At 58.2% G+C, this 17,178-nt stretch carries 15 protein-coding genes; 9 read left to right on the top strand and 6 right to left on the bottom strand.

Annotated features, from left to right (window positions below; genetic code table 11):
- Nucleotides 1-8: 8 nt before the first annotated feature.
- The 7 genes from E1180_RS21485 to E1180_RS21455 all read left to right on the top strand — a co-directional run bounded on the left by E1180_RS21485 (nucleotide 9) and on the right by E1180_RS21455 (nucleotide 7,685).
- Nucleotides 9-1,331 (top strand): homoserine dehydrogenase, encoded by a 1,323-nt coding sequence (locus E1180_RS21485; protein WP_155194706.1) that lies wholly within the window; start codon nucleotides 9-11, stop codon nucleotides 1,329-1,331.
- 44 nt (nucleotides 1,332-1,375) lie between these two features.
- Nucleotides 1,376-2,371 (top strand): class II fructose-bisphosphatase, encoded by a 996-nt coding sequence (glpX, locus tag E1180_RS21480; protein ID WP_196220674.1) that lies wholly within the window; start codon nucleotides 1,376-1,378, stop codon nucleotides 2,369-2,371.
- A gap of 11 nt (nucleotides 2,372-2,382) precedes the next feature.
- On the top strand, nucleotides 2,383-4,224 hold the full coding sequence (gene recJ, locus E1180_RS21475; protein ID WP_155194702.1) for a single-stranded-DNA-specific exonuclease RecJ: 1,842 nt from the start codon (nucleotides 2,383-2,385) through the stop codon (nucleotides 4,222-4,224).
- A 58-nt stretch (nucleotides 4,225-4,282) separates the two neighbouring features.
- Nucleotides 4,283-4,474: a hypothetical protein gene (locus E1180_RS21470; protein ID WP_155194700.1), complete on the top strand. Its 192-nt coding sequence runs from the start codon at nucleotides 4,283-4,285 to the stop codon at nucleotides 4,472-4,474.
- An 87-nt stretch (nucleotides 4,475-4,561) separates the two neighbouring features.
- Entirely contained in the window at nucleotides 4,562-5,458 is an 897-nt protein-coding gene (locus tag E1180_RS21465; RefSeq protein WP_155194698.1) for a nitrilase-related carbon-nitrogen hydrolase, read from the top strand.
- A gap of 101 nt (nucleotides 5,459-5,559) precedes the next feature.
- Complete coding sequence (locus tag E1180_RS21460) at nucleotides 5,560-6,042, top strand: NUDIX hydrolase (RefSeq protein WP_155194696.1); 483 nt, start codon at nucleotides 5,560-5,562, stop codon at nucleotides 6,040-6,042.
- 131 nt (nucleotides 6,043-6,173) lie between these two features.
- Nucleotides 6,174-7,685: an inorganic phosphate transporter gene (locus E1180_RS21455; RefSeq protein WP_283404441.1), complete on the top strand. Its 1,512-nt coding sequence runs from the start codon at nucleotides 6,174-6,176 to the stop codon at nucleotides 7,683-7,685.
- Nucleotides 7,686-7,709: 24 nt separating this feature from the next.
- Here the strand turns inward: E1180_RS21455 and E1180_RS21450 are convergent, their stop codons facing one another.
- The 6 genes from E1180_RS21450 to E1180_RS21425 all read right to left on the bottom strand — a co-directional run bounded on the left by E1180_RS21450 (nucleotide 7,710) and on the right by E1180_RS21425 (nucleotide 15,181).
- A complete protein-coding gene (locus E1180_RS21450) occupies nucleotides 7,710-8,426 on the bottom strand; it encodes an endonuclease/exonuclease/phosphatase family protein (RefSeq protein WP_155194694.1) in 717 nt (238 codons plus the stop codon).
- Nucleotides 8,427-8,557: 131 nt separating this feature from the next.
- Nucleotides 8,558-9,895, bottom strand: coding sequence for an HD-GYP domain-containing protein (locus E1180_RS21445; protein ID WP_280115269.1), 1,338 nt, complete (start codon nucleotides 9,893-9,895; stop codon nucleotides 8,558-8,560).
- A gap of 145 nt (nucleotides 9,896-10,040) precedes the next feature.
- On the bottom strand, nucleotides 10,041-10,616 hold the full coding sequence (locus tag E1180_RS21440; protein WP_155194692.1) for a sarcosine oxidase subunit gamma: 576 nt from the start codon (nucleotides 10,614-10,616) through the stop codon (nucleotides 10,041-10,043).
- Nucleotides 10,609-13,611, bottom strand: a complete 3,003-nt coding sequence (locus E1180_RS21435; protein ID WP_155194690.1) for a sarcosine oxidase subunit alpha family protein — start codon at nucleotides 13,609-13,611, stop codon at nucleotides 10,609-10,611. The genes E1180_RS21440 and E1180_RS21435 overlap by 8 nt, the downstream gene beginning before the upstream one ends.
- Nucleotides 13,608-13,913: a sarcosine oxidase subunit delta gene (locus E1180_RS21430; RefSeq protein ID WP_155194688.1), complete on the bottom strand. Its 306-nt coding sequence runs from the start codon at nucleotides 13,911-13,913 to the stop codon at nucleotides 13,608-13,610. The genes E1180_RS21435 and E1180_RS21430 overlap by 4 nt, the downstream gene beginning before the upstream one ends.
- A 14-nt stretch (nucleotides 13,914-13,927) precedes the next feature.
- On the bottom strand, nucleotides 13,928-15,181 hold the full coding sequence (locus E1180_RS21425; RefSeq protein WP_155194686.1) for a sarcosine oxidase subunit beta family protein: 1,254 nt from the start codon (nucleotides 15,179-15,181) through the stop codon (nucleotides 13,928-13,930).
- Nucleotides 15,182-15,568: 387 nt separating this feature from the next.
- On the opposite strand from E1180_RS21425, the gene E1180_RS21420 reads away from it, so the two are divergent.
- Both E1180_RS21420 and E1180_RS21415 read left to right on the top strand, forming a co-directional pair.
- Complete coding sequence (locus E1180_RS21420) at nucleotides 15,569-16,681, top strand: S-(hydroxymethyl)glutathione dehydrogenase/class III alcohol dehydrogenase (RefSeq protein WP_155194684.1); 1,113 nt, start codon at nucleotides 15,569-15,571, stop codon at nucleotides 16,679-16,681.
- 4 nt (nucleotides 16,682-16,685) lie between these two features.
- Nucleotides 16,686-17,174: a GNAT family N-acetyltransferase gene (locus tag E1180_RS21415; protein ID WP_283404440.1), complete on the top strand. Its 489-nt coding sequence runs from the start codon at nucleotides 16,686-16,688 to the stop codon at nucleotides 17,172-17,174.
- Nucleotides 17,175-17,178: the final 4 nt, after the last annotated feature.

Genomic DNA, 17,178 nt, shown 5'->3' with positions numbered 1-17,178 from the left:
CTTCCCGCATGGTTGAAGCCTTGAAAATCGGCGTAGCCGGCCTCGGTACGGTCGGCGCATCTCTTGTGCAGCTGTTGAAAAAACACCAATCGCAAATCGCGCTCAAGACAGGCAAGACAGTTGAAGTCCGTGCCGTCAGTGCGCGGGACCGGTCCAAGGACCGCGGCTTCGACACATCTTCCTTTGAATGGTTTGATGATCCTGTCGAAATGGCGAAAAAAGCTGATATCGACATTTTCGTTGAGCTGATCGGCGGCGATAACGGCCCGGCTGAAGCAAGTGTGCGGACCGCCTTGCAGAGGGGACTGCATGTTGTCACCGCGAACAAGGCCCTGCTGGCCAAACACGGCGTGGATCTTGCTGTTTTGGCCGAAACCAATCAGGTCAGCCTGAATTATGAAGCAGCGGTTGCCGGTGGCATTCCGATTGTTAAGGCGCTGCGGGAGTCGATGGCCGGCAATGAAATCAGCCGCGTCTACGGGATCTTGAACGGCACCTGCAATTACATTCTCACCCGGATGGAAACCGATGGATTGAGCTTTGAGGATTGCCTGGCCGATGCTCAGCGTCTGGGATACGCGGAGGCCGACCCGACATTTGATATTGAGGGCAATGATACGGCCCACAAACTGGCCATCCTGACCAGTCTGGCCTTTGGTAACAAGATCTCAAGCGATGATATCTATCTGGAAGGGATCACATCGATCACGACGGCGGATATCAAGGCCGCCGATGAGCTTGGTTACCGCATCAAGCTTCTCGGTGTCGCTCAAAGAACAGATACCGGAATTGAGCAGCGCGTCCATCCGACCATGGTGCCCAAAGCATCGGCAATTGCCCGGATCGACGGCGTTCTGAATGCTGTCGCCGTCGACGGCGACTTTGTCGGTGAAGTTATCCTGGTCGGGCCGGGTGCGGGCGGCAATGCGACCGCATCATCGGTTGTTGCGGACATTGCAGATATCGCGCGCGGCGATGCCGGGCCTGCGCTCGGAATGCCAGCGGCCGTATTGGCGGACTATAAGCGGGCGCGGATGCGGCTTCACGAAGGCGGCTACTACATCCGCCTGTCTGTTCTGGACCGTCCAGGAGCGTTCGCGGAGATTGCCCGGTCCATGGGCGAAGCCGAGATTTCGCTGGAATCCATTGTCCAGAAGCGGAATCCGTCAAAAGGCACGGAAACACCGGGCGGACCGGACCAGCCTCAACCTGTCATCTTGATCACGTATGAAACGACCGAAGTTGCGATCAAGCAGGCGCTCGAGACGATCATGTCCAAAGGGGTCGTGGCCGAGCCGCCGAAGATGATACGCATTGAGAAATTGAAGTAAAAAATATCCACCCTGGCGTCTTGGGGGAAAGAGTGGAGATGTTGATGTCTGATACCGAAAACCAGCCGGCAAGCGGTTTGGACCGGATTTTGACCCTGGAGTTGGCCCGTGTTGCCGAACGCGCCGCGGTCTCGGCTGCGCGCCTGCGCGGTCACGGCGACGAAATGGCAGCGGATCAGGCGGCTGTGGACGCCATGCGCCGGGAACTCAACCGTTTGCCAATCGACGGAACCGTGGTGATCGGTGAAGGCGAGCGCGATGAAGCGCCAATGCTCTATATCGGCGAGAATGTCGGGACCAAGCAGGGCCCGAAAGTCGACATTGCCCTGGATCCGCTGGAAGGCACCACAATCTGCGCCAAGAACCTGCCGAATTCCCTTGCCGTCATCGCGCTGGCCCCAGAAGGGGATCTTCTCAACGCGCCGGACAGCTACATGGACAAGATCGCGATTGGTCCGGGTTACAAGGAAGGGACCATCGATCTGGACGCACCGATTGCCGACAACATTGCAGCGGTCGCGAAGGAAAAAGGCGTCAAGGTCAATGAAGTCACGGCCTGTGTTCTTGACCGGCCGCGCCACGCCCGCCTGATCGAGGAAATCCGCGCGACAGGCGCTGCGATCCGTTTGATCGGGGACGGCGATGTCGCCGGGATCATTCACACGACCGACCCGGATGAAACCGGGATTGATATCTATGCCGGTATCGGAGGGGCGCCGGAGGGAGTCTTGGCTGCGGCAGCGCTGCGCTGTATCGGCGGCCAGATGGAGACCCGTCTTGTGATCACGCGCGACGAACAGGTTGAGCGGGCCCATCGCATGGGGATCGAAGACGTCAAAAAGAAATACACACTCGAGGAAATGGCCGGTCCGGATGTGCTGTTTGCCGCAACCGGTGTGACCGATGGCAATTTCCTGCAAGGTGTCCGGTTCGGGCGCACAAACATCACAACCCACACGGTTGTCATGCGCTCATCCACCGGAACTGTCCGCTATATCAAGGCACAGCACACGGATCTGGAAAAATTCCATCTCGACTAAGACGGTAAGGAATGCTCTTGGAGCCTGAGGACCCGGACCAGGGGCGGCTCGTTCTTAGCGTTGCCCGGTCCGCGAATGACAACGCCTGGCGGGAGCGCCTGAGCGCCGCGCAGACACGCGCTGCGCTGGCGATTGCGCAACAGCTCGGCATTCCGGATGTTTTAGCCCGCGTGATGGCCGCACGGGGCGTAACCCCTGACCAAGCCGAAGCCTTTCTCGATCCGTCCTTGAAGGGCTTGATGCCCGATCCGTCCTCACTCGTGGACATGGATGCAGCTGTTTCGCGTGTTGCCGATGCGGTCCAGACCGGAAAGCAGATTGCGATCTTCGGCGACTATGACGTCGACGGGGCGACGTCTTCCGCTGTTTTGGCAAGATACCTGCAAGCCTTGGGGCTTAGCCCGGCTGTGCATATTCCAGACAGGATTATCGAGGGCTATGGCCCGAATGGCCCGGCGATTGAAGCTTTGCGCCAGGGCGGTGCGGAGCTTCTGATTACGCTGGATTGCGGCAGCACATCCTTTGAAGCCTTTGAAACCGCACGCAAGCTCGCCCTTGATGTCGTGGTGATCGATCACCATCAGGTTGGCGAAACCCTTCCGGATGTTCAGGCCCTGGTCAATCCGAACCGGCAGGATGACTTGTCGGGCCAGGGGCATCTGGCTGCGGTGGGGGTTACCTTCTTGTTTCTCGTGGGGCTCAATAGGGAATTGAGGTCGCGCGGGGCATTTGAGGGCAGGGCGCAGCCGGATCTTATGGCACTGCTTGATCTCGTCGCCCTTGGGACGGTCTGTGACGTCGTTCCGCTGCAAGGCTTGAACCGGGCCTATGTGTCGCGCGGCCTTGCGGTTATGCATCAGCGCCGGAATTTCGGACTGACCGCCTTGTCGGACGCCGCCCGCGTTTCGGGAAAGCCGGTTCCCTATCATCTCGGGTTCCTGCTGGGGCCGCGGATCAATGCGGGCGGACGTATCGGAGATGCAGCCCTCGGTGCCCGGTTGCTCATGACGCAGGATCCTCAGGAAGCGCGGATGCTGGCCGAACGGCTGGATCAGCTCAATTCTGAACGCCAAGCCATGGAAGCGGTCATGCTGGAACAGGCCGGTGCCGAAGCGGCGATGGCAATCAAGGACCGGGATCCGGCGGTTCTTTTGACAGGATCTGAGGACTGGCATCCGGGGATTGTCGGGCTGATCGCGTCCCGTTTGAAGGAAAACCACCGTCGGCCAGCCTTTGCTGTCGCCTTCGATCCCATGGGCAAGGGAACCGGATCCGGGCGCTCGATTGCCGGGGTCGATTTGGGCAAGGCGGTGCGGCAGGCTGTCGACTTGGGTCTTTTAGAAAAAGGCGGCGGCCACGCCATGGCAGCCGGGCTGACGGTCATGCGGGACAAGCTGGACGCACTGGAAAGGTACTTCAACGAGACCTTGAAGGATGATGTTGAGGCGGCAACAGCGCATCGGGATCTGAAGATCGATGCGGCCTTAACGGCAACCGGCGCTACACTGGACCTCATGGATCAGCTGGAAAAGGCAGGGCCATACGGCGCAGGCCAGCCCGAACCTGTCTTTGCCTTTCCCGCGCACCGTATCTCCTTTGCAGATGTCGTTGGCAAAGGGCATGTCCGGGCAACAATTGCAGCGGGCGATGGATCGGCCCTCAAAGCGATTTGTTTCAAAGCTGAAGACAAGCCGGTTGGCAAGATGCTGCTGGAGGGGCGGGGCCGCACACTGCATGTGGCCGGATCGCTCTCGATTGACACCTGGCAAGGCACGCCCAAGGTGCAGCTGCGCATTCTCGACATTGCCGACCCCCAGAAGCAGGGCCAAATGCACCGCCCATTCGGGCATTAACTCTCCGCTAACGCTGTTCGCCTAGCGTCTCCTCACGAAGAATCGTGAAGGAACCGGCATGTCCGCTCAGAATGAGCTAACGCCCTATTTTGCTGAGATCGAGCTCCGCACGGACCGTGCCCTTAAAGGCATCCGTGAAATCCGCCGCTCACCGAAATTCCATTCGTTTCCAAAAGAGCCGAACACCTTTGCCATCCGAACCGGCGGTGTAATCGCTTTTGTCTTCTTTCTTGCTTTGTTTCTTGGATGAGTAGGCAATAACGCCCTGCAGAGACCTTGATTGCGGCTAACGCTTGCTCTTACTTGAGCATCGCCAGTCAATCAGGTTCGTCTATTCATGCAAGATTATCCAATCGCACTCTGGTCGTTTCATCTCGGCCGGGCGCCCGTCTCGGTGGGAGCCCTCGCGTCAGACATTGAAACCCGTCTCAAGCAGGCCGCTGACGATGGAACGAAGCTCCTCATTCTGCCTGAATATGTCTGCGAGACCTGTCTGGCGTTCAAGCCAGAAGATCTAAGGCCGGATCAGGAAATGGCGTTCTTGGCCGATACCGGCGAGGCGCTCTGGCCACTGCTCAGAGCCTTGCCGCAAAGATACGGTGTGTCCTTGCTGGCAGGCACCTGGCCCGTCCGCACACCGTTCGGGTTCACGAACACGGCTGTGCTGTTTACCGCAGATGGGCGGGAGATCCGGCAGGACAAGCTGTGCCTGACGCCTTTCGAGCAGGATCCTGATGTCTGGCATTTGATCCCCGGGACGGAGCTGAACATTTTTGAGCTTGATGGGCTCAAGATGGCGATCCTGATCTGTCTGGATATCGAAATGCCCGCCCTGAGCTGCGTTCTGGCACGGCATGAAATCGATCTGATTCTTGTGCCGTCCATGACCGAAATGCTCTCCGGGTACAGCCGTGTCTTTGGATGTGCAAAAGCCCGGGCCGTGGAGTTGATGTGCGCGGTCGCGGTGTGCGGAGTTGTGGGGACATCCAAGGGCACCACACAGAACGATACAAATATCTCGGGTGCTGCGCTTTACCTGCCGTGCGAAGAAGCGTTCGGCTACACGGGCATTGGTGCGGAGCGGGCACCAACTGATGGTCAAGATGGTCAGGAGCCGGATCTGACAGTGCGGGTGCCGGTCCAGCAAATGAGAGACCTGCGTTCCGGGAAGGCCGAGGTCTGGCCGGGCGCATGGTCCGCAGATCATGTGTCGGTGCGTGGTCCGTCCAATTGATACACATCTATGCGGCAAAGTGTGCGCACAATGTGCGCTTTTTGCTGGACTTGACCCAGCGATAGGCATATACGCGTACCAACTTCGAAAAGGTTTGATTCATGGCGATGGCCAGTGCCATAAAGGCGTTTGACGCCTCGCTGCGGGAATTTGCCGGTTTGTTTATAAAACCGGCGCGCCTGCAGATCGCTGCGCTATGTTTTCGTCCCGGTGAAGACGAGCCGGAGGTCCTGCTTGTTTCATCGCGCGATACCGGGCGCTGGATCTTGCCGAAAGGTTGGCCCGAGAAAGGTCAGCCGGCCTTTGAAACGGCGTTGACCGAAGCCAGGGAAGAGGCAGGTGTCTTAGGCACGGCAACCCCAAAGGCCCTTGGGTCCTTCCGGTCTTTCAAGGGGCTTTCAAGTGGATTGAGACTCCGGACAAATGTCCTAGTGTTCAAGGTTCGCTTCGATGAACAATTGCAGGAGTTCAAGGAGGCGGGACAACGCAAATGCGTCTGGCTCCCCTTGTCTCAGGCCGCTGCCATGGCGGATGAACCGGCACTGGGACGGTTTCTGCTGCGGTACAGGTCAGATCTGATCTGACATCTCCACAAACTGCTGGGTCATGACGTCACGGCCGCGCCGTGCGGACCGGTCCGGTTGTCACGAAAACAAATACGGCATCTGGTTGAATGGCGATTGCCATCCACCGCTAGGGAAGTGCGAAAGGCTAAGTGCTGATAAACAACGATTTGACCTCAAAGGGTCTGGACAAGGATCTCGACCGGGTCGGATATCTCAGTGATGCTGCAGATGCCATGAGCCGGCGCTTCTTCGCGCCCGGTGTGGCCGTGCTGTTTCTGGCGCTCTGCGCAATTGTTGCCGCGTTCCATATCAGCTCTTCGAATGTTTCCTCGACCTTTCTTGTGGTGACCGCCGCCATCATCGGCGGTTACATGGCGATGAACATCGGTGCCAATGATGTTGCCAACAATGTTGGCCCGGCGGTAGGCGCACGGGTTATGAGCCTGACCACCGCAATTTTGATTGCGGCCGTTTGCGAAAGCGCGGGCGCGCTTATTGCGGGCAGCAACGTTGTTTCGACCATATCCGGCGATATCCTGTCCCCGTCAGATGTACCGGATCCAGCAATGTTCACGAAAGCGATGCTAACCGCCATGGTGGGAGCCGCGCTCTGGATCAACTTCTCGACTTGGATCGGTGCACCTGTTTCAACAACGCACTCGATTGTCGGCGGTGTGGTCGGAGCCGGTATCGCGGCCAGCAGTTTCAACGCAATTGATTGGACAACGGTTTCGGCAATCGCTCTGTCCTGGATGCTGTCGCCATTAATCGCTGGCATGATAGGTGCCGTTCTGATTGCCTTCGTGAACAGCAAGATACTTTATGCATCCGACCAAATTGCCGGTGCCCGTGTGTGGCTTCCGATCCTGCTTGGTCTTCTGGCCGGAGTGTTTTCCGCATTCTTGATGACCAAGGGTGTGAATCGCTTCGCTGTCCTGCCGGTCTGGCTCGTGGGCGTAGCGGCTTGCACGGCCTTTTTGCTCGTCTGGCACGGTTACCGGACAGTCGTAGACCGGCAAGTGTCCGGTCTGGAAACAGACAAGTTGCCGCTGCGCGCGCTTTTCTCGATCCCTCTCATTTGCACATCGGCGCTCCTGTCGTTCGCCCATGGCGCAAATGACGTTGCCAATGCCATTGGCCCGCTTGCCGCCATTGTCCAAAATCAGGCAAACGGCGTTCTTAACGACGCAATTTGGCAGGCCTACGGCCTCTATCCGGAGGTTCCGGTTTGGGTCAGCATGGTTGGGGCTTTCGGTATTTCCGCTGGGCTGTTGCTGTTTGGGCGGCGGCTCATCCGGGTTGTCGGCAAGCAGATTACCAAGCTCAATCCCATCCGCGCCTTTTGTGTGACCCTTGCAACGGCCGGTACGGTTTTGGCGGCATCCGCCATTGGATATCCGGTCTCCTCGACACACACAGCCGTTGGCGCGATCTTCGGCGTTGGGCTTTTCCGTGAATGGTACCGCAGCCGGTACAGTCCTGAAGACGGGGCCATGAAAAGGCGGTCGAAGCGTCTGAGCCGGGAGGAACGTCGGCATCGCTTGCTCGTGCGCCGGTCCAATCTGGTCATGATCATCGCCGCTTGGGCCATCACTTTGCCCGCGTCAGCGACTTTAAGCGCCGTTCTGTTTCATTTTCTCAGTTATGTGATCGGCCTATAACACTGCGCGGCCGGAACACACCTGTCATCCGGTCAGGTGAGCCGTGTGATCCAGAGTGAGTTCCGCCCAAACAGGAAGATGATCCGATGCGATCCGCGCAGTCCGGGACTTGTGGACACCGGCCCGTTTTACGAGAAATTCCGGACTTGTGATGATCCGGTCGAGACTGCCCACCGGCATGGGACTGGGGAAACTCCGGCCGGGCGTGGTCACTTCGTAGCGGTCTTCCAGCATTTTGAGGCTTTTTGCCGAGTCCCGCCATTCGTTCAAATCGCCGATGAGGATCGTTGGAAGATAGTCAACGTGTTCGTGCAACTGGTGCATGAGCGAGGCAATCTGCTTTTTCCGGAAGTGGCCAACCAGGCTGAGATGCATGGCTGTAACGCGGATTTTTACACCGCCCACATCCAGATCGACGGCGACTGCGCCTCTCGGTTCGAGCGTCGGAAGTTCGATCCGACGGTGAGCCAGAATTGAAAACGACTTGCGCACCAATATGGCGTTCCCATGCCACCCGAGACTGTTCGGATTGGTCGCAAAGGGGACGGGCTGGTAATCCGTGGCGGAAACGAGGCTTTCGCGGTCCAATGTGCTGTTCCGGGGCCCAAAGCGCTTGTCGGCTTCTTGCAGCGCCAGCACGTCACATTCCAGTTCGCGGATCACGGACAAGGTCCGTTCCGGACGCCGCCTTGCGTCGACACCGATAGACTTTTGAATGTTGTACGACCCGATTTTCAGCATGAAGGTCTCATACCAGCGTTCCGGACCCCCGTCATCGTCTTCCGAAAGCTCCTATCTAGCACTCTCAAATCAAGAGCAATTTCTCCCGCTCAGACAGAACCGGCGCGTTTCTGTCTGAGTGGGAATTTGCTCTAAGCCACTTTGTATTGATCCACTTTTTGAGTGGCGCGTTTTAGGGCCGACAAACAAGCCGGATCGAGACTGCTGCCGGTGTCACTTTCCAGAATTCCAAGCGCCTTTGCGAGCGGCATAGGGCCGCGGTACGGGCGCTCCGCCGTCAATGCATCGAATATGTCCGCCATCGTGACAATGCGCGTTTCCATGGGAAGGCGGCTTGCGGTCAAACCGTCCGGGTAACCGCGGCCGTCCAGCTTCTCGTGATGACCCCGGCCAATGGATGCGAGATCACTGAATGCATCGATCCGGCATAAAATTTCATGCGAGTAGACAGGGTGCAGGCGCACCGAATCCCATTCGTCTTCGTCCAGTTTGCCCGGCTTGTCGAGGATGGAGTTACTCACACCGAGTTTTCCAATGTCGTGCAAAAGAGCGGCTCTGCGGAGAAGTTGCCGGTCATAATCGGAGTAGCCGATCTCTTCGGCAATCATGTCGGTGTAGAGCATCACACGTTCACTGTGACCGGCCGTGAACGGGCTCTTGGAATCGATCACAGACGCAAACCCATGTGCAATGTCGTCTAGCAGCGCATCATCTGCAAAACGAACATTTTGCGCAGGTTCCAGACCATAGACGATGGTCTCCAGATTGTCGGAGTGAAGCGTGGTCCAGAAATCGGGAGATGCGGTAACGGTTTTAGCGGCAGCCACAAGATCAGGGTCAAACCACGAGCCTGACCGGTTTTGCAACTCGGATAATGCCGCTTCTTTGCCCGAGTTGATCTGAAACACATCCAGGACCTGCGCCATCAGCGCGATTTGGGAAAAGACCGGGATTTTGCTGCCTTGGAGCCTGTCCGGACGGCCGGAACCATCCCAATGTTCGTCCAGGCTATAGATCCCTTTGACGACTGGATCGGGAAAATGCATCTGGCTCGCGATGTCAGCCCCGCGCTGGCATCGCGTTTCGATCATCTCGTCGACGATGTCTCCGCCGTTTTGAAAGATATTGACGATGGCCCGGACGCGTTCAGCAAAACCATGCTTCAAGCCGGTATGGGACAAAACGAACCGCAGCGCTGCCGGGAGGCTGTCATTGATTGTCTTGTAGTCCCGTTTGAACGCGAGATCGTCGGTCAGATAGAGTTCGCAGATCCTGGCGGCATTGCTGGAACAGCCGAGATCCTTCAACAGAAGTGTGTAGTAGAGATCGCCCAGCTCTGTGTCGGAGAGGCCTGTTTGGCGGCCAATATGGATCCCGATCCAACAACACCGCACGCAATGGCCGCGCGGCTGTCCTTCTGTGATATCGAGCGCATGACTGAGAGCACCGAGCAGTTCGGCGAGCCGCAAGTCCTGTCCTATGCCTGCCACCAAAAGAAAACCCCGCAGTTCTTCGAACCGCGAGGATCTCTCAAGTTTGTTAAGATGAGGTTTGATTGCCGGATAACTCACACTCGAGATTGGAATCCAGCATCTCCTTCACCCGGCAGACGCTTTAGGCCGCTTCCAGCTCCTGCGCGGATTGCATCAGCAAGCCGCTCACGTAATCCATGAAAGAGACCCAGGCCTCGATGACGAATGTGTCATCGCCGGTGCGCCAGACCAATACCGGAGCCTTGTGGAAGATCGTCCTCGTAACGGTTCCAACCGGAAAGGCATCGAGCGAGAAATCGATGAAAATACCGGTCCGCAGGAGCCATTCGGCCTTTTCGCCGCTTACGATGATTGCCTCAGAGCGGTCCGAGACATCGACAAGGGAATGCGGTTGACCGGACAGCTTTGCCTCAATGGCATCGAAGACAGCGCTCAGCTCTTCTTCTGGGGCAAGGAGGGTCCACTCGTCCGGGCCCATCCAAAGCGCCGCGCGTTTATCGGAAACACTTGAGCCAAGCGGGGTGACGGGAAGGGCCGCCCCGAACGCGTCCCCGGCATCTTTCACCGATTGATTACGTAGCCGCAGCGACAAGCGCGTCAGCGGCGCGGCCTTCAGGATCGAGACCGAGGGTTGGGACAGAAGCGGGTTTTCACCGGCATCCGGAGTGATCAAGTCGCTGGCCAAAAGATCAGACATTGAGCCGCGCTCCTTCTTTGTCATAGAAGACCGGTGATGTTACCTCGACCTCGATGCTCCCATCAGGCATGGGCACATAGAGGGTCTTGCCTTCAAGCGCCTGTCCGTTTTTCACGATGGCCAGGGCAATGTTCCGGTCCAGGGCAGGGCTGTAGTAGGATGAGGTGACGTGACCCTCCGCAGGCGTCCCGGTTTTGGGCGCGCCTCTTGAAGTGATCTGGGCGCCTTCCTCGAGTTTGACCTTCGGATCCTTGGTCAGCAGCCCGACCAGCTGCTTGCGCCCTTCGGCAACAAGATCTGGACGTTCAAGGCCGCGTTTGCCAACGAAGTCGTGCTTTTTCTTGCCAATGGCCCAACTCATGCCGGCGTCATGCGGCGTGACCGTCCCATCGGTATCCTGACCGACAATGATGAAGCCTTTTTCAGCCCGCAACACGTGCATGGTTTCCGTGCCGTATGGGACACCGTTGTGCTTCTCGATTTCCTTGGCGAGCGTTTCCCACATCATCTTGCCGTGGCGCTTGGGCACGTTGATTTCAAAGCCGAGTTCCCCTGTGAAAGAGATGCGGAACAGACGGCATGGCACACCGGCAAAGGTGCACTCGCGCACGCTCATATGCGGCAACTTTTCGGCCGATAGGTCAATACCCTCAATGAAAGGAGCAATGACCTCACGGGCTTTGGGGCCCTGGACCGCGGCAACCGCGTATTGTTCCGTCGTTGAGGTGATCCACACATCAAGATCCGGCCATTCGGTCTGCAGATAGTCTTCCATGGTGGCGAAGACATTCGGCGCCCCACCGGTCGTCGTCGTGATATGGAACCGGTCTTCGGCCAACCGGCCCATGACACCGTCATCCACGATGAAGCCAGCATCGTTCAGCAGCAGGCCATACCGGCACCGGCCCGGGGCCAGTTTCTTCCAGGGGTTGGTATACATCCGCTCCAGGAATTCAGCCGCATCCGGCCCGACCACTTCGATCTTGCCAAGGGTCGATGCGTCGAACAGGCCGACTGTCTCACGGACCATCTTGCATTCCCGGGCAACGGCCGCGTGCATGTCTTCGCCGGATTTGGGGAAGTACCATGTCCGCTTCCACTGGCCGACATCCTCAAAAACGCCGCCATTTTCAACCGCCCACTCATGCGATGGCGTTTTACGGACGGGATCAAAGAAGTCGCCGCGGGACACCCCTGCGAACAAGCCGAAACTTGTCGGCGTGTAGGGCAGGCGGAATGTCGTCAAGCCGACCTGTGTTACTGGGCGTTCCAGGGCGCCGGAGGCGATCTGCAAGGCGTTCATGTTCGATAAGCGTCCCTGGTCGGTTGCCATGCCCGTCGTTGTGTAGCGCTTGATGTGCTCGATCGATTGCATGCCCTCGCGCACGGCCAGTTTCACGTCTTTCGCGGTCACATCGTTTTGGTAGTCGACGAAGGCCTTGACGCGCGCCGGGTTCCGGTCATGCGGGATGGCGCCGAGCGTTCCACCACTGCCAGCTTCGCCGCCGGATGCGACCGCGCGGGTCACAGCGGCGGATTTCCCGGTTGCCGCCTTGGCAGCTTGTTCACCGGCTGCATAGCCATCTTCCAGGGTCGCTTGAAGACCATAAAGACCCTTCGCGCCGCCCACAGACCGTTCCTTTTGGACCGAAACACCCGGAACGTAAGCGCCTTTGTCCTGATCCCACACGACCTTGCCGCGGGATTGTGAGTAAAGGCTGACGGTCGGGGTCCATCCGCCGGACATCAAGAGCGCATCACAGTCGATTTGGCCGCCCGAGGCAACCTGACCGGATGTCATCAGGCGCCCGATCAACGCGGCCTTGATGCGCTTGCGCCCGAGCGTACCGGTCACGACACAGCCAGCTTCAACTCGGATGCCCCGTGCCTTTGCGATGGAAACAAGACTTTCCGGCGGTGTTTCGCGCATATCACAGATCGCAGCCACTTCAACGCCATGATCATTCAGATCAAAAGCGGCCTGCCAGGCGCTGTCGCAAGCGGTCGCAACGACGACCTTGTGGCCAACCTTGACGCCATACCGGTTGAGATAGGTCCGGCCGGCATCGGCCAGAAGAATGCCCGGCCGGTCGTTTTCCGGAAAGACCATCGGCCGTTCGATTGCGCCCGATGCAATGACCACCTCTTTCGCCCGCACCTGCCACAGCCGCTCGCGCGGAAGCTTCGGATCGGGATCGGACATGTGTTCCGTGACGCGTTCGGCCAGCGCAATGTAGTTATGCGCAAAATACCCGAAGGCGGTTGTGCGGTTTAACAGCGTGACATTGTCCATCGCGCTGAGCTTGGCGATGGTCCCGGAGACCCAATCCCCGGCTGCCTTGCCGTCAATTGTTGCATTTGCCTCGGACAGAAGCGAACCGCCGAACTGGGCCTGTTCGTCGCACAAGATAACTTTGGCACCCGTTTCCGCCGCCGCCAAAGCCGCTGCAAGACCAGCTGGGCCGGATCCGGCGATCAGAACATCGCAGTGTTCATAGATATTGCCGTAGCTATCATGATCGGGATTTTTCGGGGGTCTTCCAAGGCCTGCAGCAGCTCTGATGATCGGCTCGTAGACCCGGTCCCAGAAAGACTTCGGCCACATGAAAGTCTTGTAGTAGAACCCGGCCGGGAACAACGGTGACAGGAGGTCGTTGACCGCGCCTACGTCGAAACTCAGAGACGGAAACCGGTTTTGCGAGATGGCTTCCAGGCCCTGGTAGAGCTCGACCTGGGTAGCGCGCAGGTTGGGGGTCTGGTCGCCTTTGCGGTAGATGCCGACCAGCGCATTCGGCTCTTCCGAACCGGCGGTCACGATGCCTCTTGGGCGGTGATACTTGAAAGACCGTCCGACGAGGTGCACACCATTGGCAAGCAATGCCGAGGCGAGGGTGTCGCCTTTGTGACCTTGCATTTGTTCGCCATCGAACATGAAGGTCAGCTGGTCGCCGCGGTCAATCCGGCCGCCTTTTTCTGTGCGGAATGGCTGGCTCATTTGCCGGCCTCCTTTGCCAATGTGTCAAGATCCGGCATGGGTTCGCCAGCCTTGTAAAACGCCAGAAAGTCGTCGCTGACCGTGTGGCGGACAGCATTGAAGAACCGCCCGCAGCCGTGAATGTGGCGCCAGCGTTCGGCGTAAACACCTTTGGTGTTGTCGCGAAGATAAAGATATTCCACCCAGTCTTCGTCACTGACAGTGTCTGGATCTGCGGGCCGCGCAATATGCGCCTGTCCGCGGCAGGAAAACTCGGTTTCCGGGCGTTCGACCTGGCAGTAAGGGCAGTAGACCAACAACATGTTTAAACTCTTCCTTAGTGTGCCACGGCGGCAGCAGCCGCTTCGTCGATCAGGCGGCCGGTCTTAAACCGGTCAATCGTGAAGGGCGCATTGATCCGGTGCGGTTCGTCCTTGGCGATGGTGTGCGCGAAGACATGGCCCGAGCCGGGGGTCGCCTTGAAGCCGCCGGTGCCCCATCCGCAGTTTACATAGAGGCCCTGAACGGGTGTCTTCGACAAGATCGGCGACCGGTCGGGCGTGACGTCTACGATACCGCCCCAGTTCCGCAGCATGCGCATGCGCCGGAAGTGCGGGAAGAGTTCACAAATCGCATCAATCGTGTGGTTGGTGATATGGATGCCGCCAACCTGACTGTACGAAATGAACTGGTCGGTTCCAGCGCCAATCACGAGCTCGCCCTTGTCGGACTGCGAAATGTAGGCGTGGATCGTGTTGGACATGACCACACATGGGAAGGCCGGCTTGACCGGTTCGGACACCAGTGCCTGAAGCGGGTAGGATTCCAGCGGCATGCGCACGCCCGCCATATCCATGACCGTTGTCGTATTGCCGGCGGCCACGACACCCACTTTTTTGGCCTTGATGAAGCCCTTTGCGGTATCGACGCCCTCGACGGCACCGTCAGCGCCGCGCCGTATTCCGGTTACCAAACAATTCTGGATGATATCGACGCCCATATCATCGGCGCCGCGGGCGTAACCCCAGGCAACGGCATCGTGGCGGGCGGTGCCGCCGACCCGTTGCAGGGCAGCGCCCATCACCGGGTAGCGGATATCCTTCTTAATATTAAGGGGCGGGCAGTAGTCCTTGGCCTGCTCGGGCGTCAACCACTCGTTCTGAACACCGGCAAGACGGTTGGCGTGAATATGGCGCTGAGCGACTTGAACATCATGGACCGTGTGCGCAAGCATCATGACCCCGCGCGCGGAGTACATCACGTTGTAGTTCAGCTCTTGGCTGAGCCCCTGCCACAGACCGATGGCATGATTGTACAGCGCAGCGCTTTCTTCCCAAAGATAGTTGGAGCGCACAATGGTCGTGTTTCGGCCCGTGTTGCCGCCGCCAAGCCAGCCCTTTTCCAGAACGGCCACATTGCGGATGCCGTGCTCTTTGGCCAGGTAATAAGCCGTGGCAAGACCATGGCCACCGGCCCCGATGATGACCACGTCATACTCAGCCTTCGGTTCTGGCGCCCGCCACTGGCGGCCCCAGTTCTTGTGCGCGGAAAAGGCGTTTTTGGCCAATTCCAGGAAGGAATATCGCTTCATAAGTGAGCGGCTCCGCACGGTTCGAGGCGATTTGTTGTCACTTCAGAAATGACACGCCTGTTTCTTGTTTCGAAAAGCTGGATGCGGACGTATTTCGCCCCCAATCCCTCGGGCGGCATATTCGCGCCTGCACCCAAACTTTCATATCAGGTTTCAGTCGCCCGATAGCTTGATTGCGACATAGGTGTCGGGTCTCTCCCGGCTGATACAGATCGTATTGCGGATCGGTGCCGAAAAACCAACAATTTCAATCAGGCGCCGGGGTAAAAGCGATCTGGAATTTTTAAGTCTAGTTCCGCAATCCCGACAGTGAATGCCGCATCGGTTCTTGCATTCGCCGTCATGAAGGGTAACTCTCCCCCGCAACATTATTGAGGGAGACCGACCATGGAAGTTCGTGCTGCAGTCGCTATTGGCGCCGGGAAGCCGCTCGAGGTAACCACTGTCAATCTGGAAGGCCCGCGCGCTTTTGAGGTTCTGGTTGAAGTAAAGGCGACAGGCATCTGTCATACAGATGAATTCACTTTGTCAGGTGCGGATCCTGAAGGCCTGTTTCCGGCCATCCTCGGTCACGAGGGCGCCGGTGTCGTGGTGGAAGTCGGCAAGGGCGTTACCAGCCTGAAGCCGGGTGATCACGTCATTCCGCTCTACACGCCGGAGTGCCGGACTTGCGAATACTGTCTCAATCCGAAAACCAATCTCTGCCAGGCGATTCGCTCCACGCAGGGACAGGGGCTGATGCCGGACGGGTCTTCGCGCTTTACTACGCTCGATGGCGACCCGATCCTGCATTACATGGGTACGTCGACCTTTGCCAATTATACGGTGGTGCCCGAAATCGCCCTGGCGAAGATCAATCCGGACGCGCCGTTCGATAAGGTTTGCTACATCGGTTGCGGTGTGACCACAGGGATCGGTGCGGTCATTAATACCGCGAAGGTCGAGATCGGTTCGCGCGCGATCGTCTTCGGTCTTGGGGGCATCGGCCTCAACGTGATCCAGGGGCTCCGCCTTGCCGGCGCCGACCAGATCGTCGGCGTTGATCTCAATCCGGCGAAAAAGGAAATGGCCGAGCGCTTCGGAATGACCGATTTCGTGAACCCATCCGAAGTCGAGGAAGACCTGGTTCCCTATCTTGTAAATCTCACCAAGGGCGGTGCGGATTACACCTTCGATGCGACCGGTAATGTGAATGTCATGCGGACCGCTCTAGAGTCAGCGCACAAAGGGTGGGGCGAATCCATCATCATCGGTGTTGCTGCAGCAGGTGCGGAAATCGCAACGCGCCCATTCCAGCTGGTCACCGGCCGCGTCTGGAAAGGCACGGCATTTGGCGGCGCTCGGGGGCGGACCGATGTTCCGCAAATCGTCGATTGGTACATGGACGGCAAAATCGAAATCGATCCGATGATCACCCACACCATGCCGCTTGAGGACATCAACAAGGGTTTCGATCTGATGCACTCTGGCGAGTCGATCCGCTCAGTTGTGCTCTATTAAGCCTGTGTCGGATTCGGTTATCAGATCTGCCCGCGAAGAAGACCTAGAAGGCATATGGGCCATGCTTGAGCCCGTCTTCGCGGCTGGCGAAACCTACACGGTCGATCCTGATATCGACCGTGCCGGTGCGCTTTCCTATTGGACGGGCGGCAAGAAGGTCTTTGTCGTTGAACGCAACGGTGAGCTTCTGGGCACCTACTATATCGTCCGAAACCAGAAAGGCGGCGGCTCCCACGTCTGCAATTGCGGGTTCGTCACGGCCGCTGCCGCACAAGGGTTGGGCGTTGCCAGAATGATGCTGGAGCATTCGCTTGAAACGGCAAAGGCCGATGGGTTTCGAGCGATGCAGTTCAACTTTGTCGTCGCATCGAACAAACGTGCCGTGGAAATCTGGCAACGCTACGGATTTGACATTGTCGGACGTTTGCCAGAGGCCTTTCATCATCCGCGCGACGGGTATGTCGACGCGCTTGTCATGTACCGGAAGCTTTGACGGT

The organism is Roseibium denhamense (assembly GCF_009711415.1).
In the GTDB taxonomy this organism is placed as follows: domain Bacteria; phylum Pseudomonadota; class Alphaproteobacteria; order Rhizobiales; family Stappiaceae; genus Roseibium; species Roseibium denhamense.
Note: the sequence above shows the minus strand (reverse complement) of the source record. Positions and strands in the feature narration are given on the sequence as shown.

Bases quoted from the DNA above. Each gene is read 5' to 3' on its own strand.
- E1180_RS21485 (WP_155194706.1), top strand. From the start codon at position 9: ATGGTTGAAGCCTTGAAAATCGGCGTAGCCGGCCTCGGTACGGTCGGC.
- glpX (WP_196220674.1), top strand. From the start codon at position 1,376: ATGTCTGATACCGAAAACCAGCCGGCAAGCGGTTTGGACCGGATTTTG.
- recJ (WP_155194702.1), top strand. From the start codon at position 2,383: ATGCTCTTGGAGCCTGAGGACCCGGACCAGGGGCGGCTCGTTCTTAGC.
- E1180_RS21470 (WP_155194700.1), top strand. From the start codon at position 4,283: ATGTCCGCTCAGAATGAGCTAACGCCCTATTTTGCTGAGATCGAGCTC.
- E1180_RS21465 (WP_155194698.1), top strand. From the start codon at position 4,562: ATGCAAGATTATCCAATCGCACTCTGGTCGTTTCATCTCGGCCGGGCG.
- E1180_RS21460 (WP_155194696.1), top strand. From the start codon at position 5,560: ATGGCGATGGCCAGTGCCATAAAGGCGTTTGACGCCTCGCTGCGGGAA.
- E1180_RS21450 (WP_155194694.1), bottom strand. From the start codon at position 8,426: ATGCTGAAAATCGGGTCGTACAACATTCAAAAGTCTATCGGTGTCGAC.
- E1180_RS21440 (WP_155194692.1), bottom strand. From the start codon at position 10,616: ATGTCTGATCTTTTGGCCAGCGACTTGATCACTCCGGATGCCGGTGAA.
- E1180_RS21435 (WP_155194690.1), bottom strand. From the start codon at position 13,611: ATGAGCCAGCCATTCCGCACAGAAAAAGGCGGCCGGATTGACCGCGGC.
- E1180_RS21430 (WP_155194688.1), bottom strand. From the start codon at position 13,913: ATGTTGTTGGTCTACTGCCCTTACTGCCAGGTCGAACGCCCGGAAACC.
- E1180_RS21425 (WP_155194686.1), bottom strand. From the start codon at position 15,181: ATGAAGCGATATTCCTTCCTGGAATTGGCCAAAAACGCCTTTTCCGCG.
- E1180_RS21420 (WP_155194684.1), top strand. From the start codon at position 15,569: ATGGAAGTTCGTGCTGCAGTCGCTATTGGCGCCGGGAAGCCGCTCGAG.